Consider the following 17,414-nt stretch of genomic DNA (forward strand, 5'->3'; position numbering starts at 1 on the left):
TCTCAGGCAGCGACCAGGCGGCCGTCTTCCAGCCTCAGCACCCGATCCATCTGCTCAGCCAGATGCAGATCGTGGGTCACCACCAGGAACGCCGTCTTCAGCGACTGCGACAGCTCCATCATCAGCTCCTGGATGCCGTGGGCGGTGTGCTGGTCGAGGTTGCCGGTGGGCTCGTCGAGCAATACAAGCTTGGGGTTGTTCACCAGTGCACGGGCGATGGCCACGCGCTGGCGCTCGCCGCCGGACAACTCCGACGGTTTGTGCTGCAGGCGGTGCTTCAGCCCTACCCGCTCCAGCAGCGCCGAGGCACGCTGGCGCGCTTCGGCGATGGACGCCTTGCCGATCAGCAGCGGCATGCAGACGTTCTCCAGCGCGGTGAATTCCGGCAGCAGGTGGTGGAACTGGTAGACGAAGCCCAGCGCACGGTTGCGCAGCAGGCCGCGGGCCTTCTCGTTCAGCGCGGACAGTTCCTCGCCGGCCAGCCAGACGCTGCCGCGGCTCGGCGTGTCGAGGCCGCCGAGCATGTTCAGCAGGGTGCTCTTGCCCGAGCCGGAGCTGCCGACGATGGCCACCCGCTCGCCGGGGAACAGTTCCAGTTGCACGCCGGCCAGCACTTCGACCGACTGCGGGCCTTCCTCGTAGCTCTTGCCCAGGTCGCGGCAGCTCAGGACGGCCTGCTTGTTGAGGGTCGGCTCATTCATAACGCAATGCCTCCGCGGGCTGGGTGCGCGCGGCACGCCAGGCCGGATACAGGGTGGCGAAGAAACTCAGGAGCAGCGCGGCGCCGCACACCAGGATCACGTCCTCGCGCATCAACTGCGAGGGCAGGTAATCGATGAAGTACACATCCGCACTGAGGAATTTGTGGCCGATCAGCCGCTCCAGCGCAGCGATCGCGCCGCTGACGTTGAGCGCGGCGAAGATGCCGAGGACGCCGCCGATCAGGGTGCCGATCACGCCGATCACCGTACCCTGAACCATGAAGGTCGCCATGATCTGCCCCGGCGTGGCGCCGAGGGTGCGCAGGATGGCGATATCGGCCTTCTTGTCGGTGACCACCATGACCAGGGTGGAAATGATGTTGAACGCCGCCACCGCGACGATCAGCAGCAACAACAGGCCGATCATGGATTTCTCCATGCGGATCGCCTGGTACAGGTTGCCGTGGCTGCGGGTCCAGTCGCGGGCGTAGTAGTCGTTGCCCTTCAGGCTGTTGGCGATTTCCCAGGCGGTGCGCGGCGCCTGGAACAGGTCGTCGAGCTTCAGGCGCAGGCCCTCGACCTGACCATCCTTGAGGCGGCGCATGCGCGCGGCGTCGTCGATGTGGGTCATGGCCACGAAACCGTCCAGCTCGCCGGCGCCGACGTGGAAGATACCGGCCACGGTGAAGCGCTTCATGCGCGGGAACATGCCCGCTGGCGTCACCGAGACTTCCGGAGCGACGAAGGTGACCTTATCGCCGATCTTCACACCGAGATTGTTCGCCGCCCGGTCGCCGATCAGGATGCCGAATTCGCCGGGCTTCAGGCTGTCGAGGCTGCCTTCCTTGAAGAAGTCGCCGATGATCGAAACCTTGCTCTCCTGAGCCGGGTCCACCGCGTTGATCAGCACCTTCTGCACCACGCCGTCGTGGCTCAGCAGGCCCTGCATCTGGATGAAGGGCGCCACTTCCAGCACGTTCGGCTGCTGCGACTTGACCTGCTCGGCCAGCCCGCGCCAATCGTCTATCGGCTGGTAGGACTCGATGGTGGCGTGCGGCACCATGCCGAGCACCCGCGTACGCATCTCATGGTCGAAGCCGTTCATGACCGACAGCACGACGATCATCACCAGCACCCCGAGGGCGAGGCCGATCATCGAAGTCAGCGAGATGAAGGAGATGAAGTGACTGCGGCGCTTGGCGCGGGTGTAGCGCGTTCCGATGTAAACGGAAAGGGGTCTGAACATGTAGGGCCGATCAACAGGATGAAGGGAGCCTCTGGAGGCGGCTGCGCTGCTCGCAGCTTCCTGAAAAAGCTTCAGGGAAACGGCGTTGTTTCCGGTGGCTGTGTGGCGAGGTACGGCGGGCGGCTTTACACTCAGACCATCTCGGCCGCCGTGGGTTCGTCATGTCCACTCCAGACGCGGATGACCGCCGCGAATACTATCGCATCGAAGACACCCTCGCACTGGAATTTCGCCCATTGCAGGACAGCGAAATTCTGTCTGGAGATGTACTTCACGATGATTCGGCGCTGTTCAATCTGCTCAGCGAACTGCACCTGATGGACTTCGAGTCGCAGCATCTGCTGCGCCATATCAACGAGCGCGACCGCCATCTGGCGAGCTACCTCAAGCTGCTCAACCGGCGCATCGACCTGATCGGCCAGGCGCTGACGCAGAACCTGTTGCACGAGATCGGCCCGAAGCGCAAGGTCACCCTTTCCGAAGACGGCATGGACTTCCACGATGCACAGCCGCTTTCCGTGGGCCAGTTGCTGGCGATGAAGCTCGTGCTGCTGCCACAGGGACTTGGCCTGTTGCTGCGCGCACGGGTCCTGCGCTGCCAGCCGGCGGCGGATGGTGGCTACGAGATCGGCGCCGAGTTCGAAGCGCCCAGCGATGCCCAACGACAACTACTGGCGCGCCATATCCTGCAGCGCCAGGCACAGGCGCGGCGGCTGGCGAAAGCCCGCCCCGCCTGATCCATGCGTGCGCTCGACCCTTGCGGATTTTCGCGGCACCGGACCAGCCGCGGGATCGGCATCCATTTCCAGAACGAACGGGCAATCGATGCGCCACTTCGCAATCGGCCCCGCCAACAGACTGCCAAGGAGCCCAAGTGACTCTGATCTATGGACATCGCGGCGCCAAAGGCGAAGCGCCGGAAAACACCCTCACCAGCTTCCAGGTCTGCCTGGAGCATGGCGTCACCCGCTGCGAACTGGACCTGCACCTGTCCCGCGACGGCGAACTGATGGTGATCCACGACCCGACCCTGAAGCGCACCACCGGCCGGCGCGGCAAGGTCGCCGAACAGCTGGCCGAGGATCTGGTCACCTACGACGCCCGCGAAGGCGGCCCCGGCTGGGTGCGTCCCTGCCCTATTCCACGGCTGTCCGAGCTGTTCGAGCGCTGCGAGTTCGAACACTGGCAGCTGGAAGTGAAAAGCTCCTCGCGCGAGCGCGCCTCCCGCACCGTGCAGGCCATCCAGCAACTGGTGGGACGTTTCGGCATTCGCGAGCGGATCACCGTGACCTCCAGCTCACGTACCGTGCTGAAGTCGCTGCGCGAGCTGGCGCCGGAGCTGTCGCGCGGGCTGGTCGCCGAGTACGCCTGGCTCGATCCGCTGAAGGTCGCCGAGCACTATGGCTGCGAGATGCTGGCGCTGAACTGGTCGCTCTGCACGCCCGAGCGGCTGCTCAAGGCGCAGCGGCAGGGACTGCATGTGTCGGTATGGACGGTCAACGAACCGGCGCTGATGCGCAGGCTCGCTGATTTCGGTGTGGACAGCCTGATCACAGACTTTCCCGGTTTGGCCACTGCCACGATCGGGAATCGCTGAGCGGGTTTCCCCCGGCCGGCTCAGGCCGCCGGCTGGGGTCCTTCAAAAAATCCGGTTCAGGCCATCGAACGCGGCAACGCGGTACGCCTCGGCCATGGTCGGATAGTTGAAGGTGGTGTTGATGAAGTACTTCAGCGTGTTCAGCTCGCCCGGCTGGTTCATGATCGCCTGGCCGATGTGGACGATCTCCGAAGCCTGCGCGCCGAAGCAATGCACACCGAGGATCGCCAGGGTCTCGCGGTGGAACAGGATCTTCAGCATGCCCACCGGCTCGTTGGAGATCTGCGCGCGCGCCATGCCCTTGAAGAACGCCTTGCCCACCTCGTAGGGAATCTTCGCCGTGGTCAGTTCCTTCTCGGTCTTGCCGATCGAGCTGATTTCCGGAAGCGTGTAGATGCCGGTCGGCACGTCGTCGACGAAGCGCCAGCTGTCGTCCTCGACGATATTGCCCGCCGCCGAACGCCCCTGGTCGTAGGCCGCGCTGGCCAGGCTCGGCCAGCCGATGACGTCGCCCGCCGCGTAGATGTTGGATACCGAGGTGCGATAGTTCTCGTCCACCTCGATCTGGCCGCGGCTGTTGACCTTGATGCCGACGTTCTCCAGGCCCAGGCGGTCGGTGTTGCCGGTGCGGCCGTTGCACCACAGCAGCGCGTCCGCCTTGATCTTCTTGCCCGACTTCAGGTGCAGGATCACGCCGTTTTCCAGGCCCTCGACGCGGTCGTATTCCTCGTTGTGGCGGACCAGCACGTTGTTGTTGCGCAGGTGATAGCTCAGCGCATCGGAAATCTCGTCGTCGAGGAAGCTGAGCAACTGGTCGCGGGTGTCGATCAGGTCGACCAGCACGCCGAGGCCGCTGAAGATCGACGCGTATTCGCAGCCGATCACCCCGGCTCCGTAGATGATCAGCCGGCGCGGGGTGTGGCTGAGGGACAGGATGGTGTCGCTGTCGTAGACCCGCGGGTGGTTGAAGTTGATGTCCGCCGGGCGATAGGGGCGCGAGCCGGTGGCGATGACGAACTGGTCGGCGGCCAGGCGCTCGACCCCGCCCTTCGGGGTAACCACTTCCACGGTGCGCTCGTCGACGAAGCTGGCGGTGCCGTTGAACATGTCGATGCGGTTGCGTGCGTAGTAGCCGGTGTGAGAAGTCACCTGCTTGGCGATGACCTTTTCCGCGCTTTTCAGCACGTCGGGGAAGGAGAACCAGCGCGGCTCGCCGATCTGGCGGAACATCGGGTTGGTGTTGAACTCGATGATCTGCTTCACCGAATGGCGCAACGCCTTCGACGGGATGGTCCCGAGGTGCGTGCAGTTGCCGCCGACTACGCGCCGACTGTCCACCACCGCCAGCTTGCGTCCGAACTTGGAGGCGTTCATCGCCGCGCCTTCGCCCGCCGGCCCCGTGCCGAGAATCACCACGTCGTAGTTGTAGACAGCCATGCATACTCCTTCATTACTAACCGGGACATCGGTTGGATGTCCCCGCTGGAACCCCGCCACCATATGCGGCAGGGCGAAACGTTCAGTGGCGCAGCTTAGTCGCGTCGCGAAGCGCTGCACATTAGCGCTTGGTCGGCAGGTAGGCGAATTTTCCGACGACTACAGCTTCGCCCCGTCCTGCCCGGGGAACAGCGCCTGGAATCGCGGCGTCGACCGGGCGACGAAACCCTGCCCCTGGCGCACGATGAAATAGGCCGCCAGCCCGCGTCGCTCGGCAAAGGCATAGCCCTCCTCCGGGCCAAGCACCATCAACAGCGTAGACAAGCCATCGGCATGCAGCGCCGAAGGGTCGACCACGGTCACCGCCGCCAGCGCATGGCGCACCGGCTCACCGCGGCGCGGGTCGAAGGTGTGCGAATAGCGTCGCCCGCCTTCCTCGAAATAGTTGCGGTAGTCACCCGAGGTGGATACGCCGTAGCCATCCAGTTCGATGGAGCGCTCGATACGCCGCTCGCGCTCGCCGCTCGGCACCTCCAGGGCGATGCGCCAGGGCGAGCCGTCCGGCTTGCGACCCGCCGCCTTGAGCTCGCCGGTGACTTCCACCAGATAGCCGCGGACGCCCAGTTCGACCAAGCGTGCGCTGATCCGGTCCACCGCATGGCCGGCGACGATGCTGTCGAAATCCAGCTCCGCCGCCACGTCCTTGCACAGTTTGTCGCCCTCGACGCGCAGATGCCGATGCCCGACGCGCGCGCGTTCGCGGGCCAGCTCGGCGGCATCCGGCACCCCTTCACCGCGGGATTGCGGACCGAAGCCCCAGAGGTTCAGCAGCGGCCCTACCGTCAGATCGAAAGCCCCGCCGCTGTCACCGGACAGTTGCTCGCCATAGGCCAGCAACTGGCGCATGTCGTCCGGCAGCGCCATGCAGGCGCCGGCCGGCTGCGCATTGAAGCGGGAGACAACGGAGTCGGCGCGCCAGGTGGAGAACTGTTCGTCGAGGCCGGAGAGGATCGCCTCGACTTCCGCCTTTACCCGCTGCGGATCAGGCGTCTGTGCGGTGGGCACGTACTGGATCGAATAGCTGCTGCCCATGGTCGGCCCGGAAAGGCGCTCGATCCGCTCGCCGCAGCCATACAGCAGCGTCAACAGCATCAGCAGCAGGCTTGTACGCAGCAATCGACACCTCTTCGATCCGGACCGCCAGTTCGCGGCGCGCGGTATTTTACCCGAAGTGTTGGCAGTGACTGTTTACCAGAGGGTAAAGCTGCGTTGCCGGATATGGCATGCATGACTGTAGGAGCACCCCATGGGCGCGATTCGCGGGCATGGCCCTACGATCAGACGCGGGGGGGGTATTCCTGTAGGAGCGAGCTCTGCTCGCGAAGCTTTTGCGGGGCCGATGTTCGCGAGCATCGGACTGGGCGTCCCCCTCGCTCCTACACATATGCAAACATGTGCAGGGCCACACCACAGGCAGCTTGTAGGGCGGGTGCAACCCGCCACGATGCCGACCCATTCTGGCGGGTTTCACCCGCCCTACGCTCCTGCAACATCTATCAAACAAAACGGGAGCCGAAGCTCCCGTTGTCGTTCCGATCAGGCCCCGGCCTTGAGGGCGGCGGGTCGCTTGAAGAGGAAGTAACAGATGGCCATGAACACGATCCACACCGGAATCGCATACACCGACACATCGATGCCCGGGATCATCAGCATGGTGCCGAGGATGAACACCACGAAGGCCAGGCACAGGTAGTTGCTGAACGGGAACCACAGCGAACGGAACGCCGGGGTGACACCTTCGGCCTGCTTGACCTTGCGGAATTTCAGGTGCGCCAGGCTGATCATCGCCCAGTTGATCACCAGCGCCGCCACCACCAGCGACATCAGCAGTTCCAGCGCGCGGGCCGGAATCAGGTAGTTCACCAGCACGCAGGCCAGGGTGATCAGTGCGGAAACGCCAATCGCCAGCAGCGGTACGCCACGGTCGTCCACCTTGGCGAAGGCACGCGGGGCATCGCCCTGCTCGGCCAGGCCGTAGAGCATGCGGCTGTTGCAGTACACGCAGCTGTTGTAGACCGACAGCGCGGCGGTCAGCACCACGAAGTTCAGCACGTTGGCTGCGGCATCGCTGCCGATCAGCGAGAAGATCTGCACGAACGGGCTGCCGCTGTAGGGATCGCCCGAGGCGCCCATGGTCTCCAGCAGCTTGTCCCACGGATACAGCGACAGCAGCACCGCCAGGGCGCCGATGTAGAAGATCAGGATGCGGTAGATGACCTGGTTGATCGCTTTCGGGATCACCTTCTTCGGTTCGGCCGCTTCAGCCGCTGTGATGCCCACCAGCTCCAGGCCGCCGAACGAGAACATGATGATTGCCAGCACCATCACCAGCCCGGTGATGCCATGGGGAAAGAAGCCGCCATGCGCCCACAGGTTGCTCACCGAAGCCTGCGGGCCACCCTTGCCGCTGACCAGCAGGAAGATGCCAAGGACGATCATGCCGATGATCGCCACGACCTTGATGATCGCGAACCAGAATTCGGTCTCGCCGAACGCCTTGACGTTGAACAGGTTGATCGCGTTGATCAGGACGAAGAACACCGCGGCGGTGACCCAGGTGGGAACATCCGGCCACCAGAAGTGGATGTACTTGCCGACGGCGGTCAGCTCGGACATGCCGACCAGGATGTACAGCACCCAGTAGTTCCAGCCGGACATGAAGCCGGCGAAACCGCCCCAGTACTTGTGCGCGAAGTGGCTGAACGAACCGGCAACCGGCTCTTCGACGATCATTTCGCCGAGCTGGCGCATGATCAGGAAGGCGATCAGGCCGCCGATGGCATAGCCGAGGATCATCGACGGACCGGCCGATTGCAGCACACCGGCCGAACCCAGGAACAGCCCGGTACCGATTGCGCCGCCAAGCGCGATGAGCTGGATGTGGCGGTTCTTTAAACCGCGCTTCAGCTCACCTTCGTGCAGATGATGTACATCCATTGAAGTGTTCCTCTATCGAGGTGTTGGCGTGTTGTAGTTGTATCAGTAACGAAAAACGGGAGCCCGAGAGCTCCCGTTTTCCTCAGTCGCCTGAATTAGCGCGGGAATGCCGGCGGGTTGACCCCAGCCATGTCTTCCATCACGCGAACAACCTGGCAGCTGTAGCCGAACTCGTTGTCGTACCACACGTACAGGACAACGCGGTTGTCGTTGCAGATGGTGGCTTCGGCATCCACTACGCCGGCATGGCGGGAGCCGACGAAGTCGGTGGAAACCACTTCCTGCGAGGAAACGTAGTCGATCTGCTTGTGCAGGTCGGAGTGCATGGCCATCTGGCGCAGGTACTCGTTGATCTCTTCGCGGGTGGTGGCCTTCTCCAGGTTCAGGTTGAGGATGGCCATGGAGACGTTCGGCGTCGGAACGCGGATCGCGTTGCCGGTCAGCTTGCCCTTCAGAACCGGCAGGGCCTTGGCTGCAGCGGTGGCGGCACCGGTCTCGGTGATCACCATGTTCAGCGGAGCGCTGCGGCCGCGACGGCTGCCCTTGTGGAAGTTGTCGATCAGGTTCTGGTCGTTGGTGTACGAGTGAACGGTTTCGACGTGGCCGTTGACGATGCCGTACTGGTCATTCACGGCCTTCAGCACCGGCACGATGGCGTTGGTGGTGCAGGAAGCGGCGGAGACGATCTTGTCGTCGGCGGTGATGTCGCCATGGTTGATGCCATGCACAACGTTCTTCAGCGCGCCCTTGCCCGGAGCAGTCAGGACTACGCGGTCGATGCCCGGGCACTTCAGGTGCTGGCCCAGACCTTCGGCGTCACGCCATTTGCCGGTGTTGTCGACCAGCAGGGCGTTCTTGATGCCGTACTGGGTGTAGTCGATGGTCGACGGGTCGTTGGAGTAGATCACCTGGATCATGTTGCCGTTGGCGATCAGGACGTTGTTGGCTTCGTCGATGGTGATGGTGCCGTCGAACTTGCCATGTACGGAGTCGCGACGCAGCAGGCTGGCGCGCTTGACCAGGTCGTTCTCGGCGCCCTTGCGGACGACGATGGCGCGCAGGCGCAGGCCGTCGCCGCCACCGGTCTTCTCGATCAGGATGCGCGCCAGCAGGCGGCCGATGCGACCGAAGCCGTACAGGACGACGTCGGTGCCTTCGCGGCCCGAACCGTTCTGCTTGCCAACTACCTCGGCCAGTTCGTCCTTGACGAACTGCTCGACGGAGCGACCGTTACCCTCGGCCTTGAACTTGGCGACCATCTTGCCCAGGTCGACCGAAGCGGCGCCCAGCTTGAGCTCGCTCATGGCCTTGAGGATCGGGAAGGTGTCGTGCACCGACAGCTCGCCATCGTTGGCCAGGCGGTGACGGGCGAAACGGTGCGCCTTGAGGATGGCGATCACCGAACGGTTGATCAGGCCACGGCCGTAGATCGAGGTCACGACGTTGTTATTGCGGTAGAGCTGGCCAATCAGCGGAATCATGGCTTCCGCGAGGGCTTCACGATCAATCCACTCACCGAGACACTGGTCGGGCTTCTGAGTCACGGGCAATACCTTCCACATGTAGGACGAGAAAAAAGGGGCTACATTATGACGGCGCGCAACAACGGCGGCAATCTGCAGTAGTCGGAAGACTGACAGCAGTCAATGCGGATAGTTACAATCCGCCCGGCCAAATTCCCCGACCGGAGCCACGAACGCCCGTGTCCGTACTGCGTATTCCCAAGCTGCCCACTTCCGCCGGCAAGCAATCCTGGGGCAACCTGCCCGGTGCCGCGCTGAGCCTCGCCATCGCCGAAGCCGCCGGCCCTGCCAAGCGCTTCACCCTGCTGCTGACCGCCGACAGCCAGAACGCCGAGCGTCTGGAGCAGGAGCTGCGCTTCTTCGCCCCCGACCTTCCCGTACTGCATTTCCCCGACTGGGAAACCCTGCCGTACGACGTATTTTCGCCGCACCAGGACATCATTTCCCAGCGGATCGCCACGCTTTACCAGCTACCGGAGCTGAAGCACGGCATCCTCGTGGTGCCGGTGGCGACCGCCCTGCACCGCCTGGCGCCGGCCCGCTTCCTGCTCGGCAGCAGCCTGGTGCTGGACGTCGGCCAGAAGCTCGACGTCGAGCAGATGCGCCTGCGTCTAGAAGCCGCCGGCTACCGCTGCGTCGATACCGTCTATGAACACGGCGAATTCGCCGTGCGCGGCTCGCTGATCGATCTGTTCCCCATGGGCAGCGACCTGCCCTACCGGATCGACCTGTTCGACGACGAAATCGAGACGCTGCGTACCTTCGACCCGGAAAACCAGCGCTCCATCGACAAGGTGGAGAGCATCCGCCTGCTGCCGGCCAGGGAATTCCCGATGCGCAAGGAGGCCGTGACCGGCTTCCGCAACCGCTTCCGCGAGCGCTTCGACGTCGACTACCGGCGCAGCCCGATCTACCAGGACCTCGCCAGCGGCCTGACGCCTGCCGGCATCGAGTATTACCTGCCACTGTTCTTCGAGGACCTGGAAACCTCGACCCTGTTCGACTACCTGCCGCAGGACACCCAGGTGTTCTCCCTGCCGGGCATCGAACAGGCCGCCGAGCAGTTCTGGATCGACGTGCGCAACCGCTACGAAGACCGCCGCTACGACCCGGAACGCCCGCTGCTGCCACCGGCCGAGCTGTTCCTGCCGGTGGAAGACTGCTTCGCCCGCCTGAAGAACTGGCCGCGCGTGGTGGTCAGCCCGGAGCCGATCGAGCCCGGCGTCGGCCGCGAACAATTCCCGGCACAGCCGCTGCCGGAGCTGGCTATCGAGGCGAAAGCTACCGAACCGCTGGCACGCCTGCGTCAGTTCATCGAGCAGTTCGATGGCCGCGTCCTGTTCACCGCCGAATCCGCCGGCCGCCGCGAGGTGCTGCTGGAACTGTTGGCGCGCCTGAAGCTGCGCCCGGTCGAGGTGGATGGCTGGCCGCAATTCCTGCAGCACGCCGACCGCCTGGCGATCACCATCGCGCCGATGGACGAAGGTCTGCTGCATGCCGATGGCGGCCAGCCGGGCGTCGCGCTGATCGCCGAGAGCCCGCTGTTCGGCCAGCGCGTAATGCAGCGCCGCCGCCGCGAGAAACAGCGCGACGCCGGCGACAACGTGATCAAGAACCTCACCGAGCTGCGCGAAGGCGCGCCGGTGGTGCACATCGACCACGGCGTCGGCCGCTACATGGGCCTTATCACCCTGGAAATCGACGGCCAGAGCGCGGAATTCCTCGCCCTGCAATATGCCGAGGAGGCCAAGCTCTACGTGCCGGTGGCCAGCCTGCACCTGATCGCCCGCTACACCGGCGCCGACGACGCGCTGGCGCCGCTGCACCGGCTGGGCTCCGAGGTCTGGCAGAAAGCCAAGCGCAAGGCCGCCGAACAGGTCCGCGACGTCGCCGCCGAGCTGCTCGACATCTACGCCCGCCGCGCCGCGCGCAAGGGCTATGCATTCAAGGACCCGCAGGCCGACTACATCACCTTCTCCGCCGGCTTCCCCTTCGAGGAGACGCCAGACCAGCAGACCTCCATCGAAGCAGTGCTCGCCGACATGCTCGCCGAGAAGCCCATGGACCGCCTGGTCTGCGGCGACGTCGGCTTCGGCAAGACCGAAGTGGCGATGCGCGCCGCCTTCGTCGCCGTGCACAGCGGCAGGCAGGTCGCCGTGCTGGTGCCGACCACCCTGCTCGCCCAGCAGCACTACAACAGCTTCCGCGACCGCTTCGCCGACTGGCCGGTGACGGTCGAGGTGATGAGCCGCTTCAAGTCGGCCAAGGAAGTGGAGGGCGCGGTCGCCCAGCTCGCCGAGGGCAAGGTGGACATCGTCATCGGCACCCACAAGCTGCTGCAGGACGATGTGAAGTTCAAGAACCTCGGCCTGGTGATCATCGACGAGGAACACCGCTTCGGCGTGCGCCAGAAGGAGCAGTTGAAGGCACTGCGCAGCGAGGTGGACATCCTCACCCTCACCGCCACGCCGATCCCGCGCACACTGAACATGGCGGTCGCCGGCATGCGCGACCTGTCGATCATCGCCACCCCGCCGGCGCGCCGGCTGTCGGTGCGCACCTTCGTGATGGAGTCGAACAAGCCGACCATCAAGGAAGCGCTGCTGCGCGAGCTGCTGCGCGGCGGCCAGGTCTATTACCTGCACAACGAGGTGAAGACCATCGAGAAGTGCGCCCGCGACCTCGCCGAGCTGGTTCCGGAAGCGCGCATCGGCATCGGCCACGGGCAGATGCGCGAGCGCGAGCTGGAACAGGTGATGAGCGACTTCTACCACAAGCGCTTCAACGTGCTGGTGGCGTCGACCATCATCGAGACCGGCATCGACGTGCCGAGCGCCAACACCATCCTCATCGACCGTGCCGACAAGTTCGGCCTGGCCCAACTGCACCAGTTGCGTGGGCGCGTCGGCCGCAGTCACCACCAGGCCTACGCCTACCTGCTGACGCCGCCGCGCAAGCAGATGACGCCGGACGCCGAGAAGCGCCTGGAAGCCATCGCCAACGCCCAGGACCTTGGCGCCGGCTTCGTCCTGGCGACCCACGACCTGGAAATCCGCGGCGCCGGCGAACTGCTCGGCGAAGGCCAGAGCGGGCAGATCCAGGCGGTCGGCTTCACTCTTTATATGGAGATGCTGGAACGCGCGGTGAAGGCGATCCGCAAGGGCGAGCAACCGAACCTGGAACAGCCGCTCGGTGGCGGCCCGGAAATCAACCTGCGGGTGCCAGCGCTGATCCCCGAGGATTACCTGCCCGACGTGCACGCCCGCCTGATCCTCTACAAGCGCATCGCCAACGCCCCCGACGAGGACGGCCTGCGCGAGATGCAGGTGGAGATGATCGACCGCTTCGGCCTGCTGCCGGACCCGGCGAAGAACCTGATGCGCCTCACCCTGCTCAAGCTGCAGGCGGAAAAGCTCGGCATCGTCAAGGTCGATGCGGGACCACAGGGTGGCCGGGTAGAATTCGCCGCCGATACCCAGGTCGACCCGCTGGTGCTGATCAAGATGATCCAGAGCCAGCCGAACCGCTACAAGTTCGAAGGGGCGACGCTGTTCAAGTTCCAGGTGCCGATGGAGCGCCCGGAAGAACGTTTCAACACACTCGAGGCGCTGTTCGAGCGCCTCGCGCCGCAGACCACCTGAGGACCATCCATGCGTCTGTTCCGCCCGCTCCTGCTATCGCTCGCCCTTCTTGCGCCCACTGCGTTCGCCGACGAGCCCTATCAGGTCGAACTGATCCTGTTCCAGCAAACCGGCGACGCCGTGCTCGCCAGCCAGCCGGCACCCGACGATTGGGCCCGCGGCGCCCAGCCGCCGTCCGCCGACAGCGCGCGCCCGACCGCGCTCGACGCGCAGGCCAACAAGCTGAAGGAAACCGAAGGCTTCCGCGTGCTGATGCACAAGGCCTGGCGCCAGGATATCGGCGAAACCCCGGTGACCATCGCCCTCAGCGAAGGCAAGAAGCAGGACGGGCACTTCCCGGTGGAAGGCACCGTCACCCTCAGCCAGCAGCGCTTCATCGACGCCAAGACCGAGTTCTGGATCAACCGCTTCGACCAGGAAGGCCTGCTCGCCGGCAGCCAGCGCATGAACCAGGATGTAGCCCTGAAGAACAGCGTGCTGGCCTATCTCGACCATCCGAGCCTGGGCATGCTGATCAAGGTCAGCCCGCTCAACGCCCGCCCCGCCCAGCCCAACCCGGCGGAGCTGGAGGAGCAGCAGATCCAGCAGCAGGAACAGCAGGCCCCCGGCGCCACCCCGCCGAGCGGCGGCTTCGACGCGCCGCCTTCCGCCCCTGTCGAAGGGGAGCCCGCGCCATCCACCCAGGATGAGTGACGCGGCCACGGCGTCATGAGCGACTTCGTCGATCGTCTGAGCAAATTGCCCTGGCGCCGCAGTTTCGACTCCGGCGCCCTGGTGCGCGGTGAAGCCTACGCTCGGGAAAACCGTGTGCGCATCCTGCAACTGGAGGCGGACAAGGTACTGGCGCGCTGCCGGGGCTCAGGCAAACACAGCTACCATCTGCAGATCTGCCTCGAAGCCGATGGCTATATCGATGCCGAATGCGAATGCCCGGTGGGCTACGGCTGCAAACATTGCGTCGCCACGCTGCTGCATCTGCTGGAGCAAGCCCCGGCGCCCGCCGCACGGGAAATGCCCGCAGTCGAACCAGCGAAGGTCCTGGCCGAAGACCTCCGCGCCTGGCTGAAGAAATTGCCCCGGGAGAGCGGCAAACCCGCTCCAGCCGAACCCGAACAGCTCTGGCGCCTGCATTACCGCCTGACCAAGAGCGGCCGCGTTTCCGCTTGTCGGGTCCGGCTGGGCGATGACGGTAGCGTGCGCGAATACAGCCACGGCATCCCCCTGGCACTCTCTGGAACGCACAGCACAAGCGACCCGCTGGACCGGCAGATCGCTGCACTGGCCATCGGCATCCCAGGCGCCACCACCTACAACCCTGAAACCCTGCTCGAAGGCGCCATCGGCGCGGAAGTCCTCGGTCTGCTCGTCGATAGCGGACGGCTGTTCCTCGACCCGCGCGATGTAGCCACTCGGCTGCAGCGCGGCGAACCGGCGAAGACCAGCGTTGCCTGGCGCGGCCGAGCGGATGGCTCCTTCACCGCGGGCTGGAAAATGGAAGGTAACGCCGACCTGATCGCCCTGGATCACCTGGACCCACCCTGGTATTTCGACAAATCGGGGCATCGCATCGGACTGATGCAGCTCGATCTACCGCTGCCCCTGGCGCGGCACATTCTCAAGGTACCGGTGATCGAGGCCGACCAGGCGCTGCTGTTCAGCCTGGCGCTGAAAGACATCGCACCCCAGGCACCGACGCCAACTCCCTGCGAGGAACGGCGACGGGACGACATACAGCCCATCGCCCACCTGCATCTCATAAGCCATCGTCTGGGTGCCTACGAGCGGATCGGGCGCGAGAAAGACACACATGTACACCTGGCCGGGTTGAGTTTTTTCTACGGCGAGCAGCGAGTAGTCGGCACTCCGCGTGGCGAGCTGACGGTCCGCCATTTCGATGGCCAGCAGTTCGTCTCCATCACCCGCCAGGTCAAGGCCGAGCAGGCTCTGCGCAAGCGCCTGAAAGACTGCGGTTTCTACAAGGCGGAGAAATACGACGTCCCCTACAGCCTGGAGGGAAAACATGAGTATTTCCTCCTGCCATCCGAACAGGGCTGGCTGGCCTTCATGGAGCGGCTGACTGATCTGCGCGCCCGCGGCTGGGTGATCGAGATGGCGGAAGAGTTCCGCTTCGATACCAGCGAGATCGATGGGTGGTTCGCCGATATAATAGAAGAGGCGCCCGGCAACGACTGGTTCGATCTGGAACTCGGCATCATCGTCGATGACCAGCGGATCAGCCTGCTACCCGTGCTGCTCCGCCTGATCCGCCAGCGCCCCGATCTGCTGCGCCGCTGTACGGAAACCCCCGACGGCAAGCTCACCGTGTCGCTCGACGCCCGCCGCAGTGCGGATAACAAGCAGCTCCAGGTCAACCTGCCGATGGCGAGGATCCAGCCCATTCTCGCCACCCTTGGCGAGCTGTACCTTGCGGACGAGGAAGAGGAGTTCACCCGCCTGCGCCTGAGCGCGCTGGATGCCGCCCGCCTTAGTGCATTCGACCAGCTTCCGCTGGAGTGGCAGGGCGGTGAGCGCCTGCGAGTCTTTGCCCAGCGCCTGCGCGACTACCATGCACAGCCATGCCCGGCGCCGGCCGGACTGCAGGCGAACCTGCGCCCCTACCAGATCGAAGGCCTGTCCTGGATGCAGGCCCTGCGCGAGTTGGGCGTCGGCGGCATCCTCGGCGACGACATGGGGCTGGGCAAGACCCTGCAGACGTTGGCGCACGTCCTTGTCGAGAAGGAATCCGGCCGCATGGACCGCCCGGCACTGGTGGTGATGCCCACCAGCCTGATCGCCAACTGGCAGGACGAGTCGGCGCGCTTCGCCCCGGACCTGCGCGTGCTGACCCTGCACGGCAGCCAGCGGCACAGCGGTTTCGCCGACCTGCAGCAGCACGACCTGATTCTGACCACCTACGCCCTGCTGCCCCGCGATATCGAGCAGTTGTGCAAGCAACCGCTGCACCTGCTGATCCTCGACGAGGCGCAGTACATCAAGAACGCCACCAGCAAGGCGGCGCAGGCCGCGCTGCGTCTCGAAGCGCGGCAACGCCTGTGCCTGACCGGCACGCCGCTGGAAAACCACTTGGGCGAACTCTGGTCGCTGTTCAACCTGCTGATGCCCGGGTGGCTGGGCGCCGGCCGGGAATTCACCCGGCTCTATCGCACGCCCATCGAAAAGCTCGGCGACAGCCAGCGCCTGGCGCACCTCAACGCACGAATCAAACCCTTCCTGCTGCGCCGTCGGAAGGACCAGGTCGCCACCGAGCTGCCGGCCAAGACGGAGATCGTCCAGTGGGTCGAACTCAGCCAGGCGCAGCGCGATCTCTACGAAACCGTGCGGCTGGCCATGGACCGCAAGGTCCGCGACGAGATCGAGCGGAAGGGACTGGCTGGCAGCCATATCGTCATCCTCGACGCGCTGCTGAAGCTGCGCCAGGTCTGCTGCGATCCACGCCTGCTGAAAAGCGCCAGCGGCAGTGCGGCCAGGTCGGGCAAGCTCGACAGCCTGCTGGAGATGATCGAGGAACTGCTCGCCGAGGGCCGGCGCATCCTGCTGTTCTCGCAATTCACCTCGATGCTCGCGCTGATCGAGGCGGAACTGCGGAAACGGGAGATCGCCTACAACCTGCTGACCGGCGACACCCAGGATCGCCGCAGTCCGGTGCAGGACTTCCAGAGCGGCAAGGTGCCGCTGTTCCTGATCAGCCTCAAGGCCGGTGGCACCGGCCTCAACCTGACCGCCGCCGACACAGTGATCCACTACGATCCCTGGTGGAACCCGGCCACGGAAAACCAGGCCACCGACCGCGCCTACCGCATCGGCCAGGACAAGCCGGTGTTCGTCTACAAACTGATCGCCCGCGGCACGCTGGAAGAAAAGATCCAGCAACTGCAGCAGCGGAAAGCGGCGCTGGCGGCGGGCGTGCTGGAGAGCGGCAAGGATATGGGGTTGCGGCTGGAGCGCAGCGATATCGATGCCCTCTTCGCCCCGTTGCCGCCGTAGGTTGGCGCTGAGCGCAGCGAAGCCCAACATCTGCTGATGTCTGGCACCGTTGGGCTTCGCAAGCTCAGCACCAACCTACGGGGCGAGGCCCTCACCCCAGCCTCTCCCTGAGGGAGAGGGGGCAGTATGGAGTTGCGGGTAAGCACGGAGTTTCCCCTCGCACCGAACAGTCCCCTCTCCCTCCGGGAGAGGGTTAGGGTGAGGGCAGCCCGCGAAAACCAAGCATTCCAGCCCTCCCCCGTCGTTTTGCTTTAAGATAAGCGCCTT

At 64.8% G+C, this 17,414-nt stretch carries 11 protein-coding genes; 5 read left to right on the forward strand and 6 right to left on the reverse strand.

Features of this window, described 5'->3' with window-relative positions; all coding sequences use genetic code 11:
* Positions 1 to 2 precede the first annotated feature (2 nt).
* Together lolD and JFY56_RS18050 are read right to left on the reverse strand one after the other, a co-directional pair.
* Positions 3 to 701, reverse strand: coding sequence for a lipoprotein-releasing ABC transporter ATP-binding protein LolD (gene lolD / locus JFY56_RS18045; RefSeq protein ID WP_208315315.1), 699 nt, complete (start codon positions 699 to 701; stop codon positions 3 to 5).
* Positions 694 to 1,947, reverse strand: coding sequence for a lipoprotein-releasing ABC transporter permease subunit (locus JFY56_RS18050; protein ID WP_208315316.1), 1,254 nt, complete (start codon positions 1,945 to 1,947; stop codon positions 694 to 696). Before JFY56_RS18050 ends, lolD begins: the two co-directional genes overlap by 8 nt.
* A 161-nt stretch (positions 1,948 to 2,108) precedes the next feature.
* Between JFY56_RS18050 and JFY56_RS18055 the strand changes: the two genes are divergently transcribed.
* Positions 2,109 to 2,684 (forward strand): PilZ domain-containing protein, encoded by a 576-nt coding sequence (locus tag JFY56_RS18055; protein ID WP_208315317.1) that lies wholly within the window; start codon positions 2,109 to 2,111, stop codon positions 2,682 to 2,684.
* Between the two features lie 137 nt (positions 2,685 to 2,821).
* Positions 2,822 to 3,544, forward strand: coding sequence for a glycerophosphodiester phosphodiesterase (locus JFY56_RS18060; protein ID WP_208315318.1), 723 nt, complete (start codon positions 2,822 to 2,824; stop codon positions 3,542 to 3,544).
* A gap of 42 nt (positions 3,545 to 3,586) precedes the next feature.
* On the opposite strand, the gene sthA is transcribed toward JFY56_RS18060, so the two are convergent.
* The 4 genes from sthA to JFY56_RS18080 form a co-directional block, all read right to left on the reverse strand.
* A complete protein-coding gene (sthA, locus tag JFY56_RS18065) occupies positions 3,587 to 4,981 on the reverse strand; it encodes a Si-specific NAD(P)(+) transhydrogenase (protein ID WP_208315319.1) in 1,395 nt (464 codons plus the stop codon).
* 159 nt (positions 4,982 to 5,140) lie between these two features.
* Entirely contained in the window at positions 5,141 to 6,133 is a 993-nt protein-coding gene (locus JFY56_RS18070; RefSeq protein ID WP_208315612.1) for an FAD:protein FMN transferase, read from the reverse strand.
* A 444-nt stretch (positions 6,134 to 6,577) separates the two neighbouring features.
* Positions 6,578 to 7,978, reverse strand: a complete 1,401-nt coding sequence (locus JFY56_RS18075) for an amino acid permease (protein ID WP_208315320.1) — start codon at positions 7,976 to 7,978, stop codon at positions 6,578 to 6,580.
* 95 nt (positions 7,979 to 8,073) lie between these two features.
* Positions 8,074 to 9,540 (reverse strand): glyceraldehyde-3-phosphate dehydrogenase, encoded by a 1,467-nt coding sequence (locus JFY56_RS18080; RefSeq protein WP_208315321.1) that lies wholly within the window; start codon positions 9,538 to 9,540, stop codon positions 8,074 to 8,076.
* Positions 9,541 to 9,680: 140 nt separating this feature from the next.
* On the opposite strand from JFY56_RS18080, the gene mfd reads away from it, so the two are divergent.
* From mfd to JFY56_RS18095, 3 genes are read left to right on the forward strand one after another with little or no spacing between them, the layout of a single operon-like run.
* A complete protein-coding gene (mfd, locus tag JFY56_RS18085; protein WP_208315322.1) occupies positions 9,681 to 13,142 on the forward strand; it encodes a transcription-repair coupling factor in 3,462 nt (1,153 codons plus the stop codon).
* Between the two features lie 9 nt (positions 13,143 to 13,151).
* The gene (locus JFY56_RS18090; RefSeq protein ID WP_208315323.1) at positions 13,152 to 13,835 is read left to right on the forward strand and encodes a CsiV family protein; all 684 of its coding nucleotides are present in this window, start codon (positions 13,152 to 13,154) and stop codon (positions 13,833 to 13,835) included.
* 15 nt (positions 13,836 to 13,850) lie between these two features.
* The gene (locus JFY56_RS18095; protein ID WP_208315324.1) at positions 13,851 to 17,147 is read left to right on the forward strand and encodes a DEAD/DEAH box helicase; all 3,297 of its coding nucleotides are present in this window, start codon (positions 13,851 to 13,853) and stop codon (positions 17,145 to 17,147) included.
* The last annotated feature ends 267 nt before the right edge of the window (positions 17,148 to 17,414 follow it).

This window comes from Pseudomonas schmalbachii (assembly GCF_017589465.1).
In the GTDB taxonomy this organism is placed as follows: Bacteria; Pseudomonadota; Gammaproteobacteria; order Pseudomonadales; family Pseudomonadaceae; genus Pseudomonas; species Pseudomonas schmalbachii.